This window comes from Janthinobacterium sp. TB1-E2 (assembly GCF_036885605.1).
Lineage (GTDB): Bacteria > Pseudomonadota > Gammaproteobacteria > Burkholderiales > Burkholderiaceae_D > Janthinobacterium > Janthinobacterium aestuarii.
In genome coordinates this window covers 537,025-558,193 of sequence record NZ_CP142523.1, presented here as the reverse complement: position 1 = coordinate 558,193, position 21,169 = coordinate 537,025, and the positions used below count along the sequence as shown (strand labels likewise).

Annotated in this window: 19 protein-coding genes; 6 read left to right on the top strand and 13 right to left on the bottom strand. The window is 62.9% G+C overall.

The features are described from left to right. The first annotated feature begins 80 nt into the window (after positions 1-80). The 3 genes from OPV09_RS02465 to OPV09_RS02455 all read left to right on the top strand — a co-directional run bounded on the left by OPV09_RS02465 (position 81) and on the right by OPV09_RS02455 (position 6,067). On the top strand, positions 81-1,010 hold the full coding sequence (locus tag OPV09_RS02465) for a LysR substrate-binding domain-containing protein (protein ID WP_338680412.1): 930 nt from the start codon (positions 81-83) through the stop codon (positions 1,008-1,010). A 74-nt stretch (positions 1,011-1,084) separates the two neighbouring features. Continuing rightward, on the top strand, positions 1,085-2,227 hold the full coding sequence (locus OPV09_RS02460; protein ID WP_338680411.1) for a hypothetical protein: 1,143 nt from the start codon (positions 1,085-1,087) through the stop codon (positions 2,225-2,227). 243 nt (positions 2,228-2,470) lie between these two features. Then, positions 2,471-6,067 carry an indolepyruvate ferredoxin oxidoreductase family protein gene (locus tag OPV09_RS02455; protein ID WP_338680410.1) on the top strand — a complete coding sequence of 1,199 codons (3,597 nt, stop codon included), beginning with the start codon at positions 2,471-2,473 and terminating at the stop codon, positions 6,065-6,067. A gap of 33 nt (positions 6,068-6,100) precedes the next feature. Here OPV09_RS02455 and OPV09_RS02450 read toward each other — a convergent pair whose 3' ends face one another. Next, positions 6,101-7,111, bottom strand: coding sequence for a substrate-binding domain-containing protein (locus tag OPV09_RS02450; protein WP_034752966.1), 1,011 nt, complete (start codon positions 7,109-7,111; stop codon positions 6,101-6,103). 442 nt (positions 7,112-7,553) lie between these two features. Here OPV09_RS02450 and OPV09_RS02445 point away from each other — a divergent pair, with 442 nt between their 5' ends. Continuing rightward, a complete protein-coding gene (locus OPV09_RS02445) occupies positions 7,554-7,886 on the top strand; it encodes a hypothetical protein (RefSeq protein ID WP_034753595.1) in 333 nt (110 codons plus the stop codon). A gap of 7 nt (positions 7,887-7,893) precedes the next feature. Here the strand turns inward: OPV09_RS02445 and OPV09_RS02440 are convergent, their stop codons facing one another. Beyond that, positions 7,894-8,937 carry an MBL fold metallo-hydrolase gene (locus OPV09_RS02440; protein ID WP_072455865.1) on the bottom strand — a complete coding sequence of 348 codons (1,044 nt, stop codon included), beginning with the start codon at positions 8,935-8,937 and terminating at the stop codon, positions 7,894-7,896. A 169-nt stretch (positions 8,938-9,106) separates the two neighbouring features. Here OPV09_RS02440 and OPV09_RS02435 point away from each other — a divergent pair, with 169 nt between their 5' ends. After that, positions 9,107-9,730, top strand: coding sequence for a TetR/AcrR family transcriptional regulator (locus OPV09_RS02435; protein ID WP_338680409.1), 624 nt, complete (start codon positions 9,107-9,109; stop codon positions 9,728-9,730). Here OPV09_RS02435 and OPV09_RS02430 read toward each other — a convergent pair. After that, positions 9,703-10,800: an exo-alpha-sialidase gene (locus tag OPV09_RS02430; protein WP_338680408.1), complete on the bottom strand. Its 1,098-nt coding sequence runs from the start codon at positions 10,798-10,800 to the stop codon at positions 9,703-9,705. The genes OPV09_RS02435 and OPV09_RS02430 overlap by 28 nt on opposite strands. 14 nt (positions 10,801-10,814) lie before the next feature. Further along, positions 10,815-11,084: a MoaD/ThiS family protein gene (locus tag OPV09_RS02425; protein WP_338680407.1), complete on the bottom strand. Its 270-nt coding sequence runs from the start codon at positions 11,082-11,084 to the stop codon at positions 10,815-10,817. A 92-nt stretch (positions 11,085-11,176) separates the two neighbouring features. On the opposite strand from OPV09_RS02425, the gene OPV09_RS02420 reads away from it, so the two are divergent. Next, positions 11,177-11,488, top strand: a complete 312-nt coding sequence (locus tag OPV09_RS02420; protein WP_046681950.1) for a hypothetical protein — start codon at positions 11,177-11,179, stop codon at positions 11,486-11,488. Positions 11,489-11,506: 18 nt separating this feature from the next. On the opposite strand, the gene OPV09_RS02415 is transcribed toward OPV09_RS02420, so the two are convergent. From OPV09_RS02415 to OPV09_RS02375, 9 genes are all read right to left on the bottom strand, one after another. Then, positions 11,507-13,186 carry a PQQ-binding-like beta-propeller repeat protein gene (locus OPV09_RS02415; protein WP_338680405.1) on the bottom strand — a complete coding sequence of 560 codons (1,680 nt, stop codon included), beginning with the start codon at positions 13,184-13,186 and terminating at the stop codon, positions 11,507-11,509. A gap of 116 nt (positions 13,187-13,302) precedes the next feature. Continuing rightward, positions 13,303-13,593, bottom strand: a complete 291-nt coding sequence (locus OPV09_RS02410; RefSeq protein ID WP_072455873.1) for a 2Fe-2S iron-sulfur cluster-binding protein — start codon at positions 13,591-13,593, stop codon at positions 13,303-13,305. A gap of 9 nt (positions 13,594-13,602) precedes the next feature. Then, positions 13,603-14,754, bottom strand: a complete 1,152-nt coding sequence (locus OPV09_RS02405) for a Gfo/Idh/MocA family oxidoreductase (RefSeq protein WP_338680404.1) — start codon at positions 14,752-14,754, stop codon at positions 13,603-13,605. A 9-nt stretch (positions 14,755-14,763) separates the two neighbouring features. After that, positions 14,764-15,816, bottom strand: coding sequence for a sugar phosphate isomerase/epimerase family protein (locus OPV09_RS02400; protein WP_070304483.1), 1,053 nt, complete (start codon positions 15,814-15,816; stop codon positions 14,764-14,766). Between the two features lie 93 nt (positions 15,817-15,909). Further along, positions 15,910-16,845 carry a substrate-binding domain-containing protein gene (locus OPV09_RS02395; RefSeq protein ID WP_235194259.1) on the bottom strand — a complete coding sequence of 312 codons (936 nt, stop codon included), beginning with the start codon at positions 16,843-16,845 and terminating at the stop codon, positions 15,910-15,912. Between the two features lie 88 nt (positions 16,846-16,933). Further along, entirely contained in the window at positions 16,934-17,941 is a 1,008-nt protein-coding gene (locus tag OPV09_RS02390) for an ABC transporter permease (RefSeq protein WP_034752947.1), read from the bottom strand. Further along, positions 17,922-19,409 (bottom strand): sugar ABC transporter ATP-binding protein, encoded by a 1,488-nt coding sequence (locus tag OPV09_RS02385; protein ID WP_338680403.1) that lies wholly within the window; start codon positions 19,407-19,409, stop codon positions 17,922-17,924. The genes OPV09_RS02390 and OPV09_RS02385 overlap by 20 nt, the downstream gene beginning before the upstream one ends. Continuing rightward, on the bottom strand, positions 19,409-20,434 hold the full coding sequence (locus OPV09_RS02380; RefSeq protein WP_338680402.1) for a LacI family DNA-binding transcriptional regulator: 1,026 nt from the start codon (positions 20,432-20,434) through the stop codon (positions 19,409-19,411). Before OPV09_RS02380 ends, OPV09_RS02385 begins: the two co-directional genes overlap by 1 nt. A gap of 126 nt (positions 20,435-20,560) precedes the next feature. Next, the gene (locus tag OPV09_RS02375) at positions 20,561-21,139 is read right to left on the bottom strand and encodes a hypothetical protein (protein ID WP_338680401.1); all 579 of its coding nucleotides are present in this window, start codon (positions 21,137-21,139) and stop codon (positions 20,561-20,563) included. Between the last annotated feature and the right edge of the window lie 30 nt (positions 21,140-21,169).

Here is a 21,169-nt window from a genome sequence, read left to right as displayed (position 1 = left end):
AAATTGTTATTCTGCTGGCCGCGTTCGGCGCTGCGGCGCAATATGCTGCTTTTCCGCTCAACGCACCGCTTTTGGGACCCATGGAACTGCGCCAATTACGCTACTTTGTTGCCATCGTCGACCACGGCTCGCTGTCGCGCGCGGCCCTGATCCTGCACGTGGCGCAGCCGGCTCTGACGCAGCAGCTGCGCCAGCTGGAAGAGGAACTGGGCGTGCAGCTGCTGCACCGCTCGGCCCAGGGCGTGCTCAGCACGGACGCGGGCAAGGTGTTTTACGAACATGCGCAAGCGATCCTGAAACAGGTGGCCGACGCCCGCTCGGCCGTCACGCAAAGCGCCACGCGGCCGTCCGGCAACGTCACCCTGGGTTTGCCGCACAGCATATCGGGCGCGCTGGCCCTGCCCCTGCTGCTGGCCGCGCGCGAACGCTACCCTGAAATCACCCTGCAACTGACGGAAGAAATCACGGGCAACCTCAATGAACAGCTCAAATCGGGACGCATCAACCTGGCCGTGCTGTTCGACGATGGCCAGCTGACCCCGTTTGCCTGCAGTCCCCTGGTGGAAGAAGAGATGCGTTTCATCTGCCGCAGCGATTCACCGTTCGCGCCCGCGGGCTCGGCGCTGTCGTTCCCGCAGGCGTTGAGCGCCACCCTGATCCTGCCGGGCCTGCAGCATGGCGTGCGCCCGCGCATCGACAGCCGCGCCCGCGAACTGGGCCTGGAGACGGCGAACGTGATCGAGATCAACTCGATCGCCATCCTGAAATCAGCCATCCTGGCCGGCATGGGCGCCACCATCCTGCCAGCCGCGCCCCTGCTGGCCGAACTCGACAGCGGCGCCATGCGCAGCTACGCCATCCACAGCCCCGTCCTGTCGCGCACGGTCGCCCTGTGCGCCTCGAAAAACATTCCCCTGACGAACGCAGGCAATGCCGTGAAGAACCTCGTGCTGCAAGTGGCCGCCGAACTGTGCGGCAGCGGGCGCTGGGTGGGGGCGCATGTGCTGTAGCGAGCATTATTTTTCCAGCAATAATTTCTCAAAAGAAATAAAATGATGGTCTTATTCATTTCACCATCGTCATCATGTTCTTGCTTACCACTTCCTTGCGCCGTCTGGCGGCAAGCGCCGCCCTGCTGCTGCTAATGCAGGGCGCCCAAGCCGCCCGCCCGCAATCCGAATTTCCCTTGCGCGAAGTGCTACTCAGCGATGTTGCGCAGCCCATTGAAAGAAAAGAAATCGAGGTGGTGGTATTTATTGCGCCGGACAGTTGCACGCCCAAGACCCATGAAAGTACCTGGGGTACCATCGTCTCGTCGGACAACACCTCCCTGTTCAAAAGCTGGGCTTGCCGTGCCTATGTCGACGCTGCCAAGGATCCGAAAGAAGAACTCGCCTTCGTCCCCATGCCGCCCGCGTTCAAGCAACCATCCATCCTCGACACCGTGCAGGGACTGCCTGCCAGCACGACGGGGCGGCGCTACGTGGCTCTGGTGGACTGGAAATATGCAGATACCACGCTAGGAAAATGCAATAGCTATGGCTGCCGTTCTTCCTTCATCATGCTCATTGAAGCGGTGGTATATGACCGAGTGGCGAGTAAAACCATCTGGCATTCCATAGAAACGACGCGTGCCACCATGAAGGACCTTCACTACGATGCAAAAGAGGCCAGATCCATGGGACCACTTAACGTCTCTATTGCGCTGAATGGGATCATGGGACACAAAGCCCAGCACGAAGCAGAGGAACAAGGCCTGCACCGCACGACCGCCCTGGAGCCGTCAAGTGCGCCTGGGCAAGCAGGCACGGTACTCAACAGAAAAGCCAATCTGATCCTCTTTAACCGCATGCCGCAAGAAACGGTAGATAGCGAGAAATTCGAAGATGGCAGCACCTTCTACACTATCGAGGCCAGCCATCTACAGGGCAGCGCGAAAAAAAACCTCTACTATCATGATTCCGGCACACATGTGGCGCTGGAGCTGGCACCGGGCACATACGAGCTCGCATTCTACAAAAAGCGCACGACCGTCAATATCAAGGAAAATGGTCCTCCCATATATCTGAGCTTTGATACAGGTTTCATGAGTAGTCTCAGCGTCAATGAGCTTAGTCCCCAAAAAGCCCTGGAACTGACGCAAGACTCGCTCAATGGCTTGCTGCCCGAATTGACGCCAGTGGCCTATCCCTTGCGCGCGCGCAAGCTGCAATGGACGCAGCCCTAAAGCGTGCACGGCCAACATGGCCTGTCTTGCGGCGCAAGATAGGCCATCAATTTTTCTTATACCCCCATCGGCAAACCATATTTGCCCCTCTCCCCCGCTCGTTCTACACTGACCACATTAACTATTTTAAATTTAAAATAGTTATGTGCCGCCCACACGCGGCCATCCCGTCTGCACAGCGCGCGCCTTACCGGGCGCGTCCCTTGTACAGCCGTCATCTGAAACACCCTTTTGGAGACAGCCATGTCCGTAACCACGGAAAACGGCTCCGCAGCGTTCGCTAGAAACGCCGGTGCCGCGCCATCTACACCCCCCGACACTTCCCGTTTGACCACCGTCAGCCTCGACGACAAATACACAGCCACTTCCGGCGCCATCTTCCTGTCCGGCATCCAGGCCCTCGTACGTCTGCCCATGATGCAGCGCCTGCGCGACCAGGCTGCTGGCCTCAACACGGCCGGTTTCATCTCCGGCTACCGCGGTTCGCCCCTGGGCGGCCTCGATGAAAACCTCTGGAAAGCCAAGAAACAGCTGGAAGCGCACCACGTGCAGTTCGTGCCCGGCGTCAACGAGGACCTGGCCGCGACCGCCGTCTGGGGTTCGCAGCAGGTCGACCTGATCGGCCCGGCCAAGTACGACGGCGTGTTCGCCATGTGGTACGGCAAGGGCCCTGGTGTGGACCGCTGCGGCGATGTCTTCAAGCACATGAACCATGCGGGCACAGCCAAGCTAGGCGGCGTGCTGCTGGTGGCTGGCGACGACCATGGCGCCTATTCGTCGACCCTGCCGCACCAGTCCGACCACCTGTTTTCCGCCTCGATGATCCCCGTCCTGTATCCATGCAATGTGCAGGAATACCTGGACCTGGGCATCCACGGCTGGGCCATGTCGCGCTTTTCCGGCTGCACGGTGGCCTTCAAGGCCCTGGCCGACACGGTCGAATCGTCGGCCTCCATCGATGCCGACCCGTTCCGCGTGGAAGTGAAAATTCCGCAAGATTTCCAGATGCCCGAAGGCGGCCTGAACGCGCGCCTGTCGAGCATCCCGCTGGGCCAGCAGGCGCGCAATCAGGAAGCGCTGATGCAGGATTACAAGATCTATGCGGCCCTCGCTTACGCGCGCGAAAACAAGCTCAACCACACCACCATCGACAGCCCGAACGCCAAGCTGGGCATCATCGCTTCCGGCAAGTCCTACCTGGACGTACTCGAAGCGCTGGAAGAGCTGGGCATCGACGAGCAGATGGCGGCCGACGTCGGCATGCGGCTGTTCAAGGTGGCCATGCCGTGGCCGCTGGAACCGGACAGCGTGCGCGAATTCGCGCAAGGCCTCGATGAAATCCTCGTCGTCGAAGAAAAACGCCAGATCGTCGAATACCAATTAAAAGAGCAGTTGTACAACTGGCGCGACGACGTGCGCCCACGCGTGATCGGCAAATTCGACGAAAAAGGCGAATGGGTGGCGCCGCGCGGCGAATGGCTGCTGACCTCGAAGGCGGATTTTTCCGTCTCGCAAGTGGCGCGGGTCATCGCCAGCCGCATCGCGCGCCTGATTTCCGATCCCGTCACGTGCGACCTGATCAAGGCGCGCTTGAGCTTTCTCGACGCAAAGGATGCGGTATTAAAGAAAGCCGTGAACACGCCGTTCCGCCCCGCGTTCTACTGCTCCGGCTGCCCGCACAACACCTCGACCAAAGTCCCCGACGGCAGCCTGGCGCTGGCCGGCATCGGCTGCCACGTGATGGCCACGTCGATCTACCCGGAAATGAACAAGCTGACCACGCACATGGGCGGCGAAGGCGCGCCATGGATCGGGCAAGCCGCGTTCTCGGAACTGCCGCACGTGTTCCAGAACTTGGGTGACGGTACATATTTTCATTCCGGCTATCTGGCCATCCGCGCCGCGCAGGCGGCCAAGGTCAACATTACCTACAAAATCCTCTACAACGACGCCGTCGCCATGACGGGCGGCCAGCCCGTGGACGGCCTCATCACCGTGCCCATGATGGCGCAGCAGGTGGCGGCCGAAGGCATCGCCCGCATCGCGCTGGTCACGGAAGACCTGAGCCGCTACAGCGACCGCAGCAACCTGCCCGCCCACCTGACCTTGCACGACCGCAAGGACATGGATGCCGTGCAGCGCGAATTGCGCGAAGTGCAAGGTGTATCCGTGCTGATCTACGACCAGACATGCGCGGCCGAGAAACGCCGGCGCAGGAAAAAAGGCGAGTATCCGGACATAGCCAAGCGCATGGTCATCAACGACGCCGTCTGCGAAGGCTGCGGCGACTGCGGCGTGCAGTCGAACTGCGTGTCGATCTTGCCGAAAGAGACGGAATTTGGCCGCAAGCGCACCATCGACCAATCCTCGTGCAACAAGGATTACTCGTGCGCCAAGGGTTTCTGCCCCAGCTTCGTCACCGTCGAGGGCGGCAGCCTGAAGAAGACCAAGACGGGCGCGAACAAAGCAGGCGAGACGGACAACTTCGGCCCGCTGCCGGAACCCGTCCTGCCCGCTTGCGACGCGCCGTACAACATCCTGATCAACGGCATCGGCGGCACCGGTGTCATCACCGTCGGCGCCCTGATGGGCATGGCGGCGCACCTGGAAGGCAAGGGCGCGTCCGTGCTGGACATGACGGGCATGTCGCAAAAGAACGGTTCCGTCACCTCGCACGTGAAAATCGCCAAATCCCCCGCGCACATCCGCGCCCAGCGCATCGCCACGGGCGAAGCGGATCTGATCCTGGGCTGCGACATGCTGACGGCTGGCGCGCAGGATGCCGTGTCGAAAATGCGTCCGGGCCGCAGCCTGGCCGTCGTCAATCTGCACGAGCAGCCGCCGGGCACGTTTGCGCAGAATGCGGACTGGCAATATCCGACGGCGGAAGTGCGCCAGCTGATCGAGGAATCCGTCGGCGGCGCCGATGCGGCCGACTTCATCGACGCCACCAAACTGGCCACCGCGCTGATGGGCGACTCGATTGCCGCCAACTTGTTCATGCTCGGCTACGCCTGGCAAAAGGGCCGTATTCCGTTGACGGAAGCGGCCTTGCTGCGCGCCATCGAATTGAATGGCGTGGGCATCGAATCGAACAAGAAGAGTTTCCTGTGGGGCCGCCGCGCCGCCGTCGACGTGCGCAAGGTGACGCAAATCGCCACGCCAGCGCAAGCGATCATCGTGCAAATGCCGCAAAGCCTCGACAGCGTCATCAAGAAGCGCGTGGAATTCCTCACGGCCTACCAAAACGCCGCGTATGCGGATGGTTATGCGACCTTGGTAAAACAGGTGCGCGACCGCGAAAACACCCTGGGACTGGGCCAGAAACTGTCGATGGCTGTCGCCAAGAGCTATTTCAAATTGCTGGCCTACAAGGATGAATACGAAGTGGCGCGCCTGTACACGGATGGCCGTTTCGTCGAGCAATTGCAGCAGCAGTTCGAAGGGAATTTCTCCGTCAAATTCAACCTGGCGCCGCCACTGTTCGCCAAGAAAGATGCGAAAGGGCATCTGGTGAAAGCGGAGTTCGGTTCGTGGATGTGGCGCGCCTTCAAGCTGCTGGCCAAAGCCAAGGGCTTGCGCGGCGGCACTTTCGACCTCTTCGGTTATACGGCCGAGCGCAAGATGGAACGCGCGCTGATCGTCGAATACCGCGAACTGCTGGCCGGCCTGCTGGTCAACCTGACGGCGGACAACCTGGCCACCTGCGTGGAACTGGCATCGCTGCCCGAGAAAATCCGCGGCTTCGGCCACGTCAAGGAAGCGGCAGTCGATACTTACCGCAAGGATAAGGCGAGACTATTGGCCGTGCTGGCGGATGGAAGCAAGCACGCGGCATAAAAGACAACGCAGAGCCTCGGCTCTGCGTTTTTTTTATTCGGGGCAGCGCCCCACCGTCGCTCCCGGCAACAGCACCGGCTGCCAGATTTCCTGCAGCCGTTCCGGCGGCGTGCCGGCCAGCAGCGATTCCAGCATTTCGACCATCTTTGCGCCGGCGCGGCGCAGGTCGGGCTGGTCGATGGTGGTGACGTTGATGCCGATCAATGTGTCTTCCACATTGCCCCATACGATGACGGAAATCTCCTTGCCGATCTCGATGCCCGCATCCATCAGCGCGCGCACCACGCCCACGCCGGACAAATGGTTGTCGACGATGACGGCCGTGGGACGCGGCGAGCAGGCCAGCAATTGCTGCATGGCCTGGTAGCCGCTGCGGCGATCAAAAGTATTGTCGAGCAGATAGGCGGGATCGACCGGCAAGCCCGCTTGCGCCATGCAGCGGATAAAGCTTTCCTTGCGCTCATACGCAAAATGCAGATCCAGCGGCGCGCTCAGCAGGGCGATGCGCTGGTGGCCATGCGCCGCCAGGAAAGACACGGCCAGGTCGATGCCCGTGTCGTTGTCGTAGTCAAAATAGGCGTACGGCGCATCGATGCGCGTGCGGCCATTCGCGACAAAGGGAAAGCCGACTTTCGTCAGGTAGGCGATGCGTTCGTCGACCACCTTGGTGCGGCCCACCACCAGGCCATCGACCTGGCGCCCGCGCACCATGTTTTCATACGAGGGCTGTTCGTTCTGCGGCGACACGGGCGCGATGATCAAACTCATCTTCGACGCTTCGACGGCGTCGGACATGCCATTGACCACGGAAAGAAAGACGCTGTCGCCCAGGTCGCTGGGCAGCAAGGGGTAGATCATGCCGAGCACATTCGTGCGGCCGACGGCCAGGCTGCGCGCAAGCGGATTGGGCCGGTAGCCGACTTTCTTGGCGGCGGCCAGGACGATTTCACGGGTGCGGGAATTGACTTCCGGATAGCCGTTCAACGCCCTGCTGACTGTCGTTTTCGACATGCCGAGGGCAATTGCGAGGCTCTTGAGATTCATGTTAACTACCTGTCTGTATGGCAAAAGAAACCAACTCTGACCGTCCATTATAGCCCAGAGCGCCAAACAGGCCGCGCATTAGCGGGCGCAGACATGGTATAAAAACAACAATACATTGACTATCTAAAAAGCAACGTTTTAAATGTGAGCACTTGTGCCACTCTACGGCACGGCGTCACCGATGGCAGAGAAACAATGCTCGCAAGCGACAGCATGTACTCACTTCGACAATCATTGCCTCACCTTTGGCATGCCGCTTCGGCAACACAGGGCGCGCGCGATAGCATTATCAAGAAAACATATTGACTGGAACTGTGCGAGAATTTGTCCTACTCTTGATTCAGGTAAAGGTTACTGCCAGGCATGTTGCGTCTGGTGCAGCACATGGCCCGGGCCCCCTCCCTTCCCTGTACGCCTGGACATACTTTCAAAGGTGAACAATGTGGTATCGCTAACGTCCGTCAACAACTTGCAAGCCTCGCTGGCCACGGCGCAGCGCAGGGTCGAACAAGGCCAGAACCAGGTGCAGCGCGACAGCGAACAGCTGGCGCAAAGCCGCCAGTTGCTGGCGCGGGAACAGGAATCGCTGAGCCAAACGCAACGCAGCAGCCAGCAAGCGCAGGCCGATGCCCCGGCTGCCGTCAAGGCACCGCAGCTGGACCAGGCGATCAAGGTGGCCGTGCCGCAACAAGCGGCCCCGGCCGCACCGAAAAGCACGCCCCAGCTGAACGGCTATGGCCAGACCCTGGGACGCCTGATCGACGTGACGGCCTGAGCCAGCGTTACCGCGCCATCTCTTCTTCCAGCATTGCCAGCCACCATTTTTCGCCTTTTTTCGGCTGCGCCAGGTCGACCGCCTCGCCCATCTGCGGCGTGGCCAGGTTCACGCCCTGCTTGGCCGCCAGCCCCGTGATGCGGTCGAACGGTTCGTGCCAGGCATGCAGCCCCAGGTCAAACGTGCCGTTGTGTACGGGCATGAGCCACTTGCCGCGCAAGTCCTGGTGCGCTTGCAAGGTCTGTTCCGGCTGCATGTGCACGTCCGGCCACAGTTTGTCGTAAGCGCCCGTCTCGATCATGGTCATGTCGAACGGGCCGTACTTGTCGCCGATCTGCTTGAAACCGTCGAAATAGCCGGAGTCGCCACTGAAAAACACGCGCACGTCCGGAGCGTCGATGACCCACGACGCCCACAGGGTTTGATTGCTGTCAAACAGGCCGCGCCCCGAGAAATGCTGCGATGGCGTGGCGACGAGTTTCACGCCGGCAATCGTCGTGCCTTGCCACCAGTCGAACTGCTGCACCTTTTCCTTCGGTACGCCCCATTCGACGAGGGTATCGCCCACGCCCAGCGGCGCAACGAAGTGTTCGGTCTTGGCGGCCAGTTGCAGCACGGCGGCATAGTCGAGGTGGTCGTAATGGTTGTGCGACAGGATGATGGCCTTGATCGGCGGCAAGTCAGCGATGCTGATGGGCGGCTGGTGGAAACGTTTCGGTCCCGCCCACTGCACCGGCGAGGCGCGCTCGGAAAACACGGGGTCGGTGAGGAAGAATTCGCCGTTAAGTTTCAGCAGCAGGGTCGAATGGCCGAGGCGAAACAGGCTGTTGTCGGGCGCGGCCAGCAGCTGCGCCCGGGTCAAGGCTTGCACGGGAACGGCCGCGGCCGGCACCGTGCTATCCGGTTTATCAAAGACAAATGTCCACAGCAGCTTGAGCGTTGCTGTCGTGCCCAGCTTGTACATTTCCACGGGATTGCGGAACTTGCCTTCGTGGCGTTGTGGGGATTCAGCGGGCGCGGCAGGCGCGGCGCGCAAGGTGCAAGAACTCATGATGATCAGGACTCCCAGAAAGAAGAGACGACGTGCGGCTCGGTGCAAGTGCATATATGGCCCGGCAAGGAATTAACAAGGATTAAATTACACTACACAGTGTAGTTCCTATTTCTGGCAAAGTAAACCAAGAGGTGTAAAATATTGTTTTCAAAGGAGATTTTCAGCCATGGCCGCACCGCAACGCCTCACCGACCGCAAGCGCGTCGCCATCGTCGATGCCGCCATCGCCGAGTTCCGCGACCACGGCTTTGATGCGACCAGCATGGACAGGATCGCTGCCTCCGCCGCCGTTTCCAAGCGCACCGTGTACAACCATTTCCCCAGCAAGGACGAGTTGTTCGCGGAAATCCTGCAGCGCATGTGGGAAAGCAGCGTGTCCCAACCAGCCGTGCCCTATGTGGCCGACCAGCCGCTACGGCCGCAGGTGCTGGCGCTGGTCGAGCAGAAAATGGAATTGCTGTGCGATCCCACCTTCATCGACCTGGCGCGTGTGATCTTTGGCGAAACCATCCACTCGCCCGAGCGGGCGCAAGCCATGGTGGCGCGCCTGAATGAGAAGGAAACGGGACTGAATATCTGGATCCGCGCGGCGCAGCAAGACGGGCGCATCAAGGCGGGCGAGACCCTGGAAGTGGCGCATCTGCTGATGTCGCCTTTAAAAACCTTTGCCTTTTGGCCGCAGATCACCATGGGTGAGCCCCTGCTGGGCCCGGCACGCCAGCGCGAAGTAGCGGAACTGGCCGTCGATATCTTCCTGTGCTATTACGGCGTGGCAAAACAGACGGCATAAACGGGCGGCAAGTGGGCAGACAGCGTCTGCCAGTGTTCGCCCTCATCGCCCGAATACCAGGCGCCGCCCGTCGTCGACGCCATCAATAAACTGCGCCCGTCGTCGGCCAGCGCCAGCCCGTGGCGGTAGATGAGGTCGTAGCAATGCTGCTGCGGCAGTCCATCGCGCAACACTTCGAAAGTTTTTCCGCCATCGCGCGTGCGCGTGACGGCCAGCGCGCCGTCGATGGGAATGCGCAGCACGTCCGCCTGCGCCGGCACGAACCAGGCCGTACCGCCATCGCGCGGATGCACGGCCACGGCAAAGCCGAAATGCGACAGCGGCGCCGTCGTCACTTCCTGCCAGTGCCAGCCGGCATCGTCCGAGCGCCAGATGCCGTTATGGTGCTGGCACCACAGCGCGTCCGGCGTACCGGCGCTGCGCACGATGCGGTGCGGGTCTTGCACGGCTTCGTTTTCATCGAGCTCGGGCGGCATGTAGTCGGCGCGCATGCCCGTCGCGCTCAAGGCCCAGCTGGCGCCGCCATCGAGCGTTTGCCACACGCCGCCGCAGGACACGCCGACCAGCACTTTGTTGCTGTCGCGCGGGTCGACGCAAATGCTGTGGATGCCGGGCACGTCGTAGCCGCCGCCAAACCACTGCGCCCGCTGCGGCACGTTCCACAAGGACTCCACCAACTGCCAGCTCTCACCGCGGTCGTTGGAGCGGAACAGGCCGCCAGGCAAGGTGCCCGCCCACAGCACGCCGGGCTGATCCGCGCCGCCGGCCGCCAACGACCAGATTTGCCGCAAGGTCCAGTCCACGGTATCGGTGCTGTCCTCGGGCTTGGCGGGATAGGCGGGCACGGCGACTTCCTGCCACGCGCTGGCGCCCGCGTCGAGGCGGTGCAGCTTGGCGCCGAAGTGGCCCAGGTTCAGGGCCGCGTACACGGCACCGTCGCGGCCATCGTGCAGCAGCATGGAGACGGGATCGCCGGCAAACTGCACCAGCGCCAGCTGCCAGGCGCCGGCCGCATCGACATCGAACTGGAACAGCCCCTTGCGAGTGCCGAGATACGCGCGTTGAACCATGCCTTGTCCCATACTTAACCTCCGGAAAGTGCCTGCAAGATATAGACCTGACTGTCGGGCAGCAAGGCATCGTCGAGCACGCGCCGCTCGCGGCAACGGGCGCCGTCGATGAAGATCACCACGTTCGGGCGCAAGGCGCCCTGCTCGTCGAGCACATAACCGCGCAGGCGCGGCTGCTGCGCAAACGCGGCATCGAGGGCGGCGCGCAGGCGTGGTGCATCGACGTCCACCGTGGGGACGTCGAGGTAGCGTGCCAGTTGTTGCGTAAAATGCAGATGCGCCATGCTGCCCTTCGACGTCGTCGGCCTCGACTCATTCTAGTCCGCTTTGCGGCCAATACAATTAAAATAGCGGCAAGCACACAAGGAGGCCAGGCATGACGATTACCCCGGAAGAACTAGCGGTGCTGATGCAGGAAGTGGAGGTGGCCGATCCCATCGATTTTGCCGACCTGCCCTTCAACGAGCAGGAATTGCGCGGACTGATCGCCAACCACCTGTGCGAGATGGCCGACGCCATGGAAAGTTTCAGCCCGGAAGACCGCAACCTGGCCCTGCTGGCCGTGGCGGCCAAGCTGGTGCTGGAAAACCTCGTCTTGCACGTGCAGCTGCTGCGCCGCCACGGCTTGCCCGTCAGCGACAGCGTGGATGCGCTGCTGCAGCGGCTCAAAAGCCCGGGCAAGCCCTAGCCGCCGCGCGGCAAGCCGCTACTGCAGGTTGATGGCGGTCAAGACCATGCTGCTGCCGGGCAAATCCGTACCTTGGCGGATGTACAGCACGCCATGGCGCGACAGTGCCAGGCTGCCGCCCATGCGGTAGGTCCAGACGGCCTTGCGGCTGGCCAGGTCGATCGCATAGGTATTGTTGCGCCCGCCAACAAACAGCAGATTGCCGGTGACGATCAGATCGCCGCCAAAGTACTCATCGAGGGCCGTATCGAGGGGCCAGCGCCACAGGAGCGCACCATCGCCGAGCTGGCGCGCCTCGAGCGACCGGCTGGCCTGGTTGCCCACGTACACGACGCCCTGCGCCACCACCGGCTGCGTGCTGAACTGTCCCTGCACCGTCCAGCGCACGGCGCGGCTATCCACGTCAACCAGGCTCAGGCTATTATCCGCCACCTCGCCGGCCGGCGGTCGCTGATTGAGCACCAGCACACTGCCCGCATCGGCCAGCACGGGCGCCTGGCGCAAGCTGCTCTTGTTCAAGCCGCCCAGCACCTGACCCGGCACCGCCACGCTGAAGCGGGCCGTGCCATCGGCGATATTGAACGCCGTCAATGTCCCTGCCGCATGGCTGTACACCGTGCCCCCACTGACGGCGGGCGTCCAGTCGTTGACGTTGCCCAGCTTGGGCAAGCCGAGGCTGGCAGACCAGCGGGTCTGGCCCGCCGCCGCATCGATGCCGCTGATATCGTTATTGCCGCCCACGTAGACATTGCCGCCAGAAAAGGTGGGGGCCGTCGCCAGGGAAACGCCCAGCAGCGCGCCATTCGTATTCGGCGGACGCACGCCGAGCGGCGCGCCGCCAGCGAGCGCATCGAAGACATACACGGTATCGCTGCCGGCCATGGCCAGCTTGCCGCCCGCAACGGCTGGCGCGCCCAGATAGCCATCCGACGTGAGCGACTGGGTCCAGCGCGCCTGGCTGTCGCTCTCGCTGAGCGCCGTCACGGTCGAGGTGGTCACATATTTGGTGCTGCTGCCTTCCACCGGCGCGGCGGACTGCTGGCTGACATACACGAGGCCGTTGGCAGCCACCACGGGACTGCCGACGAAGCCGCGCGGGGAAGTGGGGCCCAGCCAGGTCCAGCGCCGCGTGAAGCGGCGGCTGTCGAGGGTGACCGGCACCAGGCCCGTATGCGCGGCATTGCCATTCACGCCTTCCCAGTCGCCCACGCCGGGCAAGGCCTGCAGCGCGCCCATGCTGCCGGCGAGCGGCGCGACAGTGACCTTGTAATCGATGCTTTCCGTCTTGTAGAGGCCCACTGTGGCGGGCAGGGACAGCTCGATCCTGCCCGTGTACACGCCCGGCGCCAGGCTCGGCAGCGTCTTGAACGTCAGCAGCCAGCTTCCATCGGCCTGCTTCTGGCGGTCGGCCATCTGCAGCACGCTAGCCGTGCCGCTGGCCGGTTGTTCATGCGGCTGGGGACGCGCATCGGTCACGCCATCGGCCAGACGCACTGTCACGCGGATATCGTCGCAGGTGGCGCCGGGCTGGGCGGTGCAGCTGCCGCTCACTGCCGACAGGGTCATGCCGGGTTTTTCCTGCAAGCCAGGCGGCACGCCAACGCTACTGCCGGAACCGCCGCCACAGGCGGACAAGGTAGTCATGATAGCCAGCGGCAATGCGGCGGCCTGCCACAGCGAAGGGAGTAATGTACGCATGCAATGTCCATGTTGAGGTTTCATTTCCTCCCCAATGGAGGTGTGCTGGAAACCTGGACTGAATGTTATAGCATGAGAAACATTGTTAAAATCTAACAGATACTCACGGCGACGCCTTACTTGCGCACGGCCCGCGCCTGCACCGTGAGATCGCTTTCCGCCACGGCCACGCAGGGCAGGATGTAGCCGTCGAGCCGTTCATCGGGGCTGATGCCGGGCCAGTCCACCGTGTAACGCACCTGGCCCGCCGGCATGTGGCAGAGGCAGGTGCGGCACGTACCATTGCGGCAGGAACTGAGCAGGCGGATGCCGGCCAGCTCGGCGGCAGCCAGGATGGTCGTGCCCGCTTCGGCCGGGAATTGCCAGCCTTGCGGGACGATGGTGATGGTAAAGGGAGGCGCGCTCATGCCTCCAGTTTAACAGTCCGCCAGCGCGGTCCAGCTGGCGCCCGCCGCATGGCTGCGCAGCACGGCTTCCGCAAAGGCCAGGCCCGCCACGCCATCGGCCACCGTCGGCAGCCAGCTCGCTTCCCTGGGCACGGGCGCGCCCGCCTGCAGGGCGCGGATGGCCAGGGCAGCATCCAGGTACAGCTGGGCAAACGCTTCCAGATACCCTTCCGGATGGCCGGCCGGCACGCGCGTGGCGTGGCGCGCGGCGGCGCTGTCGACCCGCCCCGGACGCAACAGCTGGCGGTTGCCGCCCTGCGGCGTACACCACAATTCGTTCGGTTGTTCCTGGTCGAAATCGAGCTGCGCCTTGCTGCCGAACAGGCGCAGACGCACCGTGTTTTCGCAACCGGTCGCTACCTGGCTGGCCCACAAGGTACCCTTGGCCCCATTCGCATAGCGCAGCATCACCTGCACGTGGTCGTCCAGGGTACGGTTCGGAACAAACGTCGATAGTTCCGCCAGCACGGCCTGCGGCGTCAATCCGCTGACGAACTGCGCCAGGTGGTAGGCGTGCAGCCCTACGTCGAGCAGGGTGCCGCCGGGCCCGGCTTTCTGCGGGTCGTTATGCCAGTTGCCTTCGTTCATGCCGCCCGCCGCAATCGCATCGGCCAGCCAATCCTGCGAATACTCGACTTGCACGAGGCGCAGTTCGCCGATCTCGCCCGCCTCGACCATCGCTTTCGCATGACGCAGCAGCGGGTAGCCGCTGTAGGTATGCGTAAGCGCAAACAGCAGATTTTTCTGCTCGGCCAGCGCCGCCAGCTTTTGCCCTTCCGCCAGAGAAATGCCCAGCGGCTTGTCGCAGATCACATGGATGCCCGCTTCCATGAACGCCATGGCGACCGGTGCATGCAAATGGTTGGGCGTGACAATGGCCACGGCTTCGATGCCGTCCGCCCTGGCGGCCTCCGCCTGCGCCATGGCGCGGTAATCGCTGTAGCAGCGTTCGGGCGCCAAATGCAGCGCGGCGCCGCTGTCGCGCGCGCGGTCCGGGTCGGACGACAGGGCGCCCGCCACCAGTTCATACTGGTCGTCGATGCGCGCCGCGATACGGTGCACGGCGCCGATGAAAGCGCCCTGCCCGCCCCCTACCATGCCCAGCCGTAAGCGTCGCTGCATGTCGTTTCCTTATTTCAAGCCAAGCAAATGATTGATTTGATGTTGATCCACCGCGCTGCCCGCGAAATCGTCGAACGCGCGTTCAGCCACGTGGATGATGTGCTCGCGGATGAAACGCGCCCCTTCGGCCGCCCCGTCCTCGGGATGCTTCAGGCAGCATTCCCACTCCAGCACGGCCCAGCCCGGGAAATCGTACTGCGCCATCTTGGAAAAGATCGCCTTGAAGTCGATCTGCCCGTCGCCCAGCGAGCGGAAGCGCCCGGCCCGGTCTTGCCATTCGGCATAGCCGCCATACACGCCCTGGCGCCCGTTCGGCCTGAATTCCGCATCTTTTACATGGAAGGCCTTGATGCGCGCGTGATAGATGTCGATGAATGCCAGGTAATCGAGCTGCTGCAGCACGAAGTGGCTAGGGTCATACAGAATCGACGCGCGCGGGTGGTCGTTGACGGCGGCCAGAAAGCGCTCGAAGGTCACGCCGTCATGCAAGTCCTCGCCCGGATGCAGCTCATAGCAAAGGTCGACGCCGGCGGCGTCGAAGGCGTCCAGGATGGGCAGCCAGCGTTTCGCCAGTTCCGCGAACGCCGTCTCCACCAGGCCGGCGGGCCGCTGCGGCCACGGGTACAGATACGGCCAGGCCAGCGCGCCGGAAAACGTCACGTGCGCCTTGAGGCCAAGGCGCTGCGAAGCGGTGGCCGCCCACAGCAGTTGCTGCGTGGCCCAGGCCGTGCGCGCAGCCGAGTCGCCACGCACATGCTCGGGCGCAAAGCCGTCGAACAGCGCATCGTAGGCGGGATGCACGGCGATCAGCTGGCCCTGCAGATGCGTCGACAATTCCGTCACCTGCAAGCCGTGGCGCGCCAGCAGGGCGACCACGTCGTCGCAGTACTGCTGGCTGGCCGCCGCCTGCTCCAGGTCGAACAGACGCGGCGCCGTCGGCAGCTGCAAGCCCTTGTAACCGAGGCCGGCCGCCCATTGCGCCAGGTGCTCGAGCGAGTCGAACGGCGCTTCATCGCCGAGAAACTGGGCCAGGAAAATGGCCGGGCCCTGGATGGTTTTCATGTCAATGTCCTGTTGGATAAAGCCGGGGTCAGACCCTCAATGCCGCTAACGCACAGGTCATTGCTAGCGGGCGAGGGGGTCTGACCCCAGAATTTAAAAAGGCGAGTTCGGAAAGTAGAATTGCTTGGCGTTCTCGCGCGTGATCAGCACCGATGGGATGATCGTGTTGGCCGGCAATTTATCACCTTTCAGGCGCGCTTCCGTCGTCAGCTTGATGGCGTCGTACATGAACTTGGGCGAGTAGGACACGTCGGCCACGATCAGCGGGTCGGAACCGTCCATGATCTTTTTCACGGCGCCCTTCGCACCCGCGCCGCCGAACACTTGCTTGATGTCCGTCCGCTTCGCTTGCGCGATGGCTTTTTGCACGCCGATGGCCATGTCGTCATCGGCGGCCCAGACGGCGTCGATCTGCTTGAAACGCGTCAAATAATCCTGCATGACCTTGAAGGCATCGTCGCGGTTCCAGTTGCCATACTTGGCGTCCAGGACCTTGATCTCGGGATGGCCCTTCATCACGGCGGAAAACGCGTCATAGCGCTCGTTGTCCAGGGTGGTCGGCATGCCGCGCAGCACGACGATATTACCCTTGCCATTCAGGCTTTTCGCCAGGTACTCGGCCGGCAGCTTGCCGAAGGCCGTGTTGTCGCCGGCGATATACGCATCCTGCGACTGCGTGTTCGTCAAGCCACGGTCGACCACGGTGACGTAGACGCCCTTGTTTTTCACTTGCGCGACAGGCTGCGTCAGCGAGGCCGATTCGATGGGGAAGATCACCAGGGTGTTGATCTTGTTCACCGTCAACATGTCCTGCAACTGGTTCGCCTGCTCGGGCGCCGTGGCGGCCGTCTTGACGATGATTTTCAGCCCCGGATGGGCTTTTTCCAGTTCCGCCTTGGCCTGGTTCGCCCACCAGACGATGCCCGACGTAAAGCTGTGCGTGGCCGTGGGGATGGCCACGCCGACCACCAGTTTTTCCGCCGCCTGCGCGCTCGGCAAGGCCCATGCCTGCATCACCAGCACTGCCATCCCTGCTACCCGTATAAAGCTCTTCATGCTGCTCTCCTCCAAGGTTGTGGGCGCCCGTTGGCTGCCCTTTCAGAACGCCGCTGTGTTTTTATTTGCGGCCTCGCTGCAGGAAGGCGACGGCGATGATCACCACGCCTTGCACTGCGGCATTCAGGTAGACACTGATGATGCTGGTCAAATTCAGGATGTTGCTGATCACGGACAAGAGGATGGCGCCGATCACGGTGCCGACGATGCGTCCCTCTCCCCCCTTCAGCGCCGTGCCGCCGACGACGACGGCGGCGATCGCTTCGAGTTCCCACAGCAAGCCCGTCGTCGGCGTGGCCGAACCCAGGCGCGGCACGTACAGTACCGTGGCGATGCCCACGCAGACGCCCAGCAGCATGTAGGTGGCGATCTTGACTCTATCGACATTGATGGCCGCATAGCGCGCCACTTGCTCATTGGAACCAATCGCCTGCACGTGGCGGCCAAAGGTCGTGCGGTTGAGGATGATGGCGCCGGCCGCGGCAACGAATAAAAAGATCCAGATCGGTATCGGCGCGCCCAGCACGCTCGTGTAGTAGACGGGGCTGTACAGCTCGGACAGGGTCGCGTCCAGGGTCAGCGCGCCGCCATCGGCCAGGTACGTCAACACAGCGCGGAAGATGCCAAGCGTGCCCAGGGTGACGATGAACGGCTCGATATTGCCCTTGCTGATCAACAAGCCATGCATCAGGCCGAATCCGGCACCCAGGACCAGGGCCATGGCGATGCCCAGCACCAGCATGGTGATCGGCGCCAGGTCGCCGCCCGCGCCTTGCGCCAGCGCATTCATGAAATAGATCATGCAGCCGGCGATCAGGGCCGCCATGGAGCCGACCGATAAATCGATGCCGCCCGAGATAATCACGAAGGTCATGCCGACGGCAATGATGCCGATGAAGGCCGTGCGCGTGAGCACGTTCATCAGGTTGTCGAGGGTGGCGAAGTCGCCATTGAGCAAGGTGCCCGCGATGCACAGAGATAACAGGCCCAACACGGGGCCAAAGCCCTTGATGCGCGCGCCAAATTGGGCCAGGGGGGATACGCTCGTATCAGTGCGTGCCGGTTGCATGGGCAATCAACTCCTCTTCAGTCAGGTGGTCAGCAGACAGGGTGGCTTGCAAGGTGCCGGAGCGCATCACGGCGACCCGGTGGCACAGGCCAATCAATTCGATCAGTTCGGATGAAATCACGATCACGGCGCGCCCTTCGGCGGCCAGGCGGTGGATCAAAAAGTAAATGTCGCGCTTGGCGCCCACGTCCACGCCGCGGCTCGGTTCATCGAGCACGACGACACGCGGGTCCGAATGCAGGTATTTCGCCAGCGCCAGCTTTTGCTGGTTACCGCCGGACAGCATGCGCGCGCGGCTGTCGAGGTCGCCCGTGCGGATATTGAAATCCCCGACGGCCTTGGCCAGCGCCGCTTTTTCACCGGCCACATCGAGCCACGGCCGTGCATAGCGCTCCATCGTCATCATCGTGAGGTTTTCGCGCAAGCCCAGGTTCACATGCAGACCTTTTCCCTTGCGGTCTTCGCTCAGGTAGGTCATGCCGTTCTGCATGGCTTGCTTGGGGGTGCGGATGTCCACGGGCCGGCCATTGAGTTCGATCGTGCCCGCGCTGCGCGGACGCAAGCCCAACAAGGCCTCGAACGATTCCGTGCGCCCCGCGCCCACCAGGCCCGCAAAGCCCAGCACTTCACCGGCGCGCACCTCGAACGACAGGTCCCTGGACCAGCCGGGCACGCACAAGCCCTCCACTTTCAGCAACACAGGAGCGTCTTTCGCCAACGCCACCTTGACCGGGAACATGTCCGACAATTCGCGCCCCACCATCAGGTTCGCCATCTGCTGGCGCGTGAGGCTGGCCGTCGGTTCGCGCGTGACGAAACGTCCGTCGCGCATGACGATGACCTCGTCCGTGTTGCGCTCGACTTCATCGAGCTTATGCGAGATATACAAAATCGTCACGCCGTCCGCTTTCAGCTGGGCCATCACGGCGAACAGGCGCTGCGTCTCCGACGACGTCAGGGTGGCCGTCGGTTCATCCATGATCAGAAAGCGGGCGCGGCGCGACAGGGCCTTGGCGATTTCCACCAGCTGCTTCTCGGCGACGATCAGGTCGCGGATTTTCGTGTCGGGCGACACGTCCAGGCCCACCTGTTTCAAATAGCGCGACGCTTCTTCGCGCATGGCGGCCTCGTCAAGCAGCCAGCCGCGCGTTTTTTCGTGGCCCAGAAACATGTTTTGCGCCACCGTCAGGTGTTCGGCCAGGTTGAATTCCTGGTGGATCAGCACGATGCCGGCACTCTCCGCCGCGCGCGAACTGCCAAAGCGCTGGGGCTGGCCATCGATCAGCAGCTGCCCTTCGCTGACGGCTTCATAGCCGGCGAGGATTTTCATCAGGGTCGACTTGCCGGCGCCATTTTCACCGAGCAAGCCATACACGCGCCCGGGCGACAGGCTGAAACTGACGCCATGCAAGACGCGCACGGGGCCGAAATCCTTGCAGACCCCCTCGAAACCGACGGCAACGCTCACTATGCACTCCCTCGCAGAATTAATTGGTGTTGCAGCAGCACGCCAGGCACACTGGCCGCCGGGTCCGCCAAACGTTGTAGCAGCAAGCGGGCCGCCGTCTCGCCCAGTTCGCGCATCGGCTGGGCAATCGTGGTGAGGCCGGGATCGATCTGCGCGGCGATGGCGATATCGTCGAAGCCGATGACGGCCACGTCTTGCGGCACGCGCTTGCCCAGCTGCCGCAGTGCGCTCAGCACGCCAATGGCCAGGGTGTCGGACACGGCAAAGATGGCCGTCGGTGCGTCGGGCTGCGCCATCATCCGCAACGTGGCGGCCGTGCCCGCTTCGTAATCGAGGCTTTGCACCGTGTGCACCCACTGCGGCTGCACGGGCAAGCCGGCCGCCGCCAGGGCGTCCAGGTAGCCCTGCTGGCGTTGCCGCGCGTACAGATAGCGCTCATCGGAATTGATCAGGCCGATGCGCGTATGGCCGCGCGACAGCAGATGCGCGACAGCGTCGGACGCGGCCCGGTGGTTGTCGATACCGACATAGGGCACGGCCACGGCGGGGTCGAACTCGCAGCACGCCACCCACGGCAGGGTGACGGATTCATGCGACAGGGCATGCTGCACCGTGTCCGGATCGAGGCAGATGGCGCCATCGGCACGGTGCATGCGCAGCAAGTCGAAATACGAGCGCTCGCGGCCCGCGTCGGCGCCCGTGTCGCACAGCAGCACGAAGTAGCCGTGTTCGCGCGCCACCGTATCGATGCCGCGCACGATCTGCGCATAGAACGGATTACCCACGTCAGGCACCATGGTGAGCAGCATGCGGCTCTCGGCCGTGCGCAGGCTGCGCGCCAGGTGGTTCATGCGGTAGCCGAGCGCGGCCACGGAAGCGAGCACCTTGTCGCGCGTGGGCGCCCGCACTCCCGCCTGCTCGTTCATCACGCGCGAGACGGTGGCCACCGACACGCCCGCATGCGCGGCGACGGCGCTGATGGAGACGGTTTCTGTCGGCAAAGGAGATGGAACGGCTGCAGGCATGGCGCTTTTCAACAAAATGTAATCGATTACATTTATAAGCCAGTCGCGCGCGCGATGCAAACATTATCGATGCTGCGGTGCGCAAAAAATGAGCAAAAAGCGGCCCTGTACGGGCCGTTGGAAAAGCTATTTCTGGGGCTGCAAGGCATTCTGCTGCACGGCAAAACCGGCGCGCACGGCGGAGAGGGCCGCCACCCACAAGATCAGCCCGGCACCGAGACAGCCGGCGGGATCGAGGGGGCCATGGCGCAGAGTCAGCGGATAACCGACAGCCCACACGCACAGGGCCATGCCGATGGCCAGGTGGCGGCGCGCCTTGAACAGCCAGGCCAGCGGAAAGAAATGCAGGCCCACGATCAAAATGACGGCAGGGATGAACCACGCCTGCAAGCCCATGTTTTTCAGGACGTTGCCGACGATGAAGATGGCGATCCACTGCCCGGCATTGACGACATTGAACAGCCGGCCCACGCGCTTGGCCTGCGGCGATTGTTCCGCCGCCGCATGCGCGGCGCGGTGGCGCCGGAACTGGCGCCACGCCAGCATGAGCAGCAAGACGGTGATTGCGGCCACCGGCAGCAGCCTTAAGGGATGCGCGCCATACGTCTGCACGCACCAGCCGGCCACCCACAGGCCGCCGAACAGGGAAAAGAACATGGCGCCGATGGCGCTGCCGGTAAGGTTGGCGGGGGTTGATGGTGGCATGGTCATGGCAGCACTGGGTGAGTGAAAAAA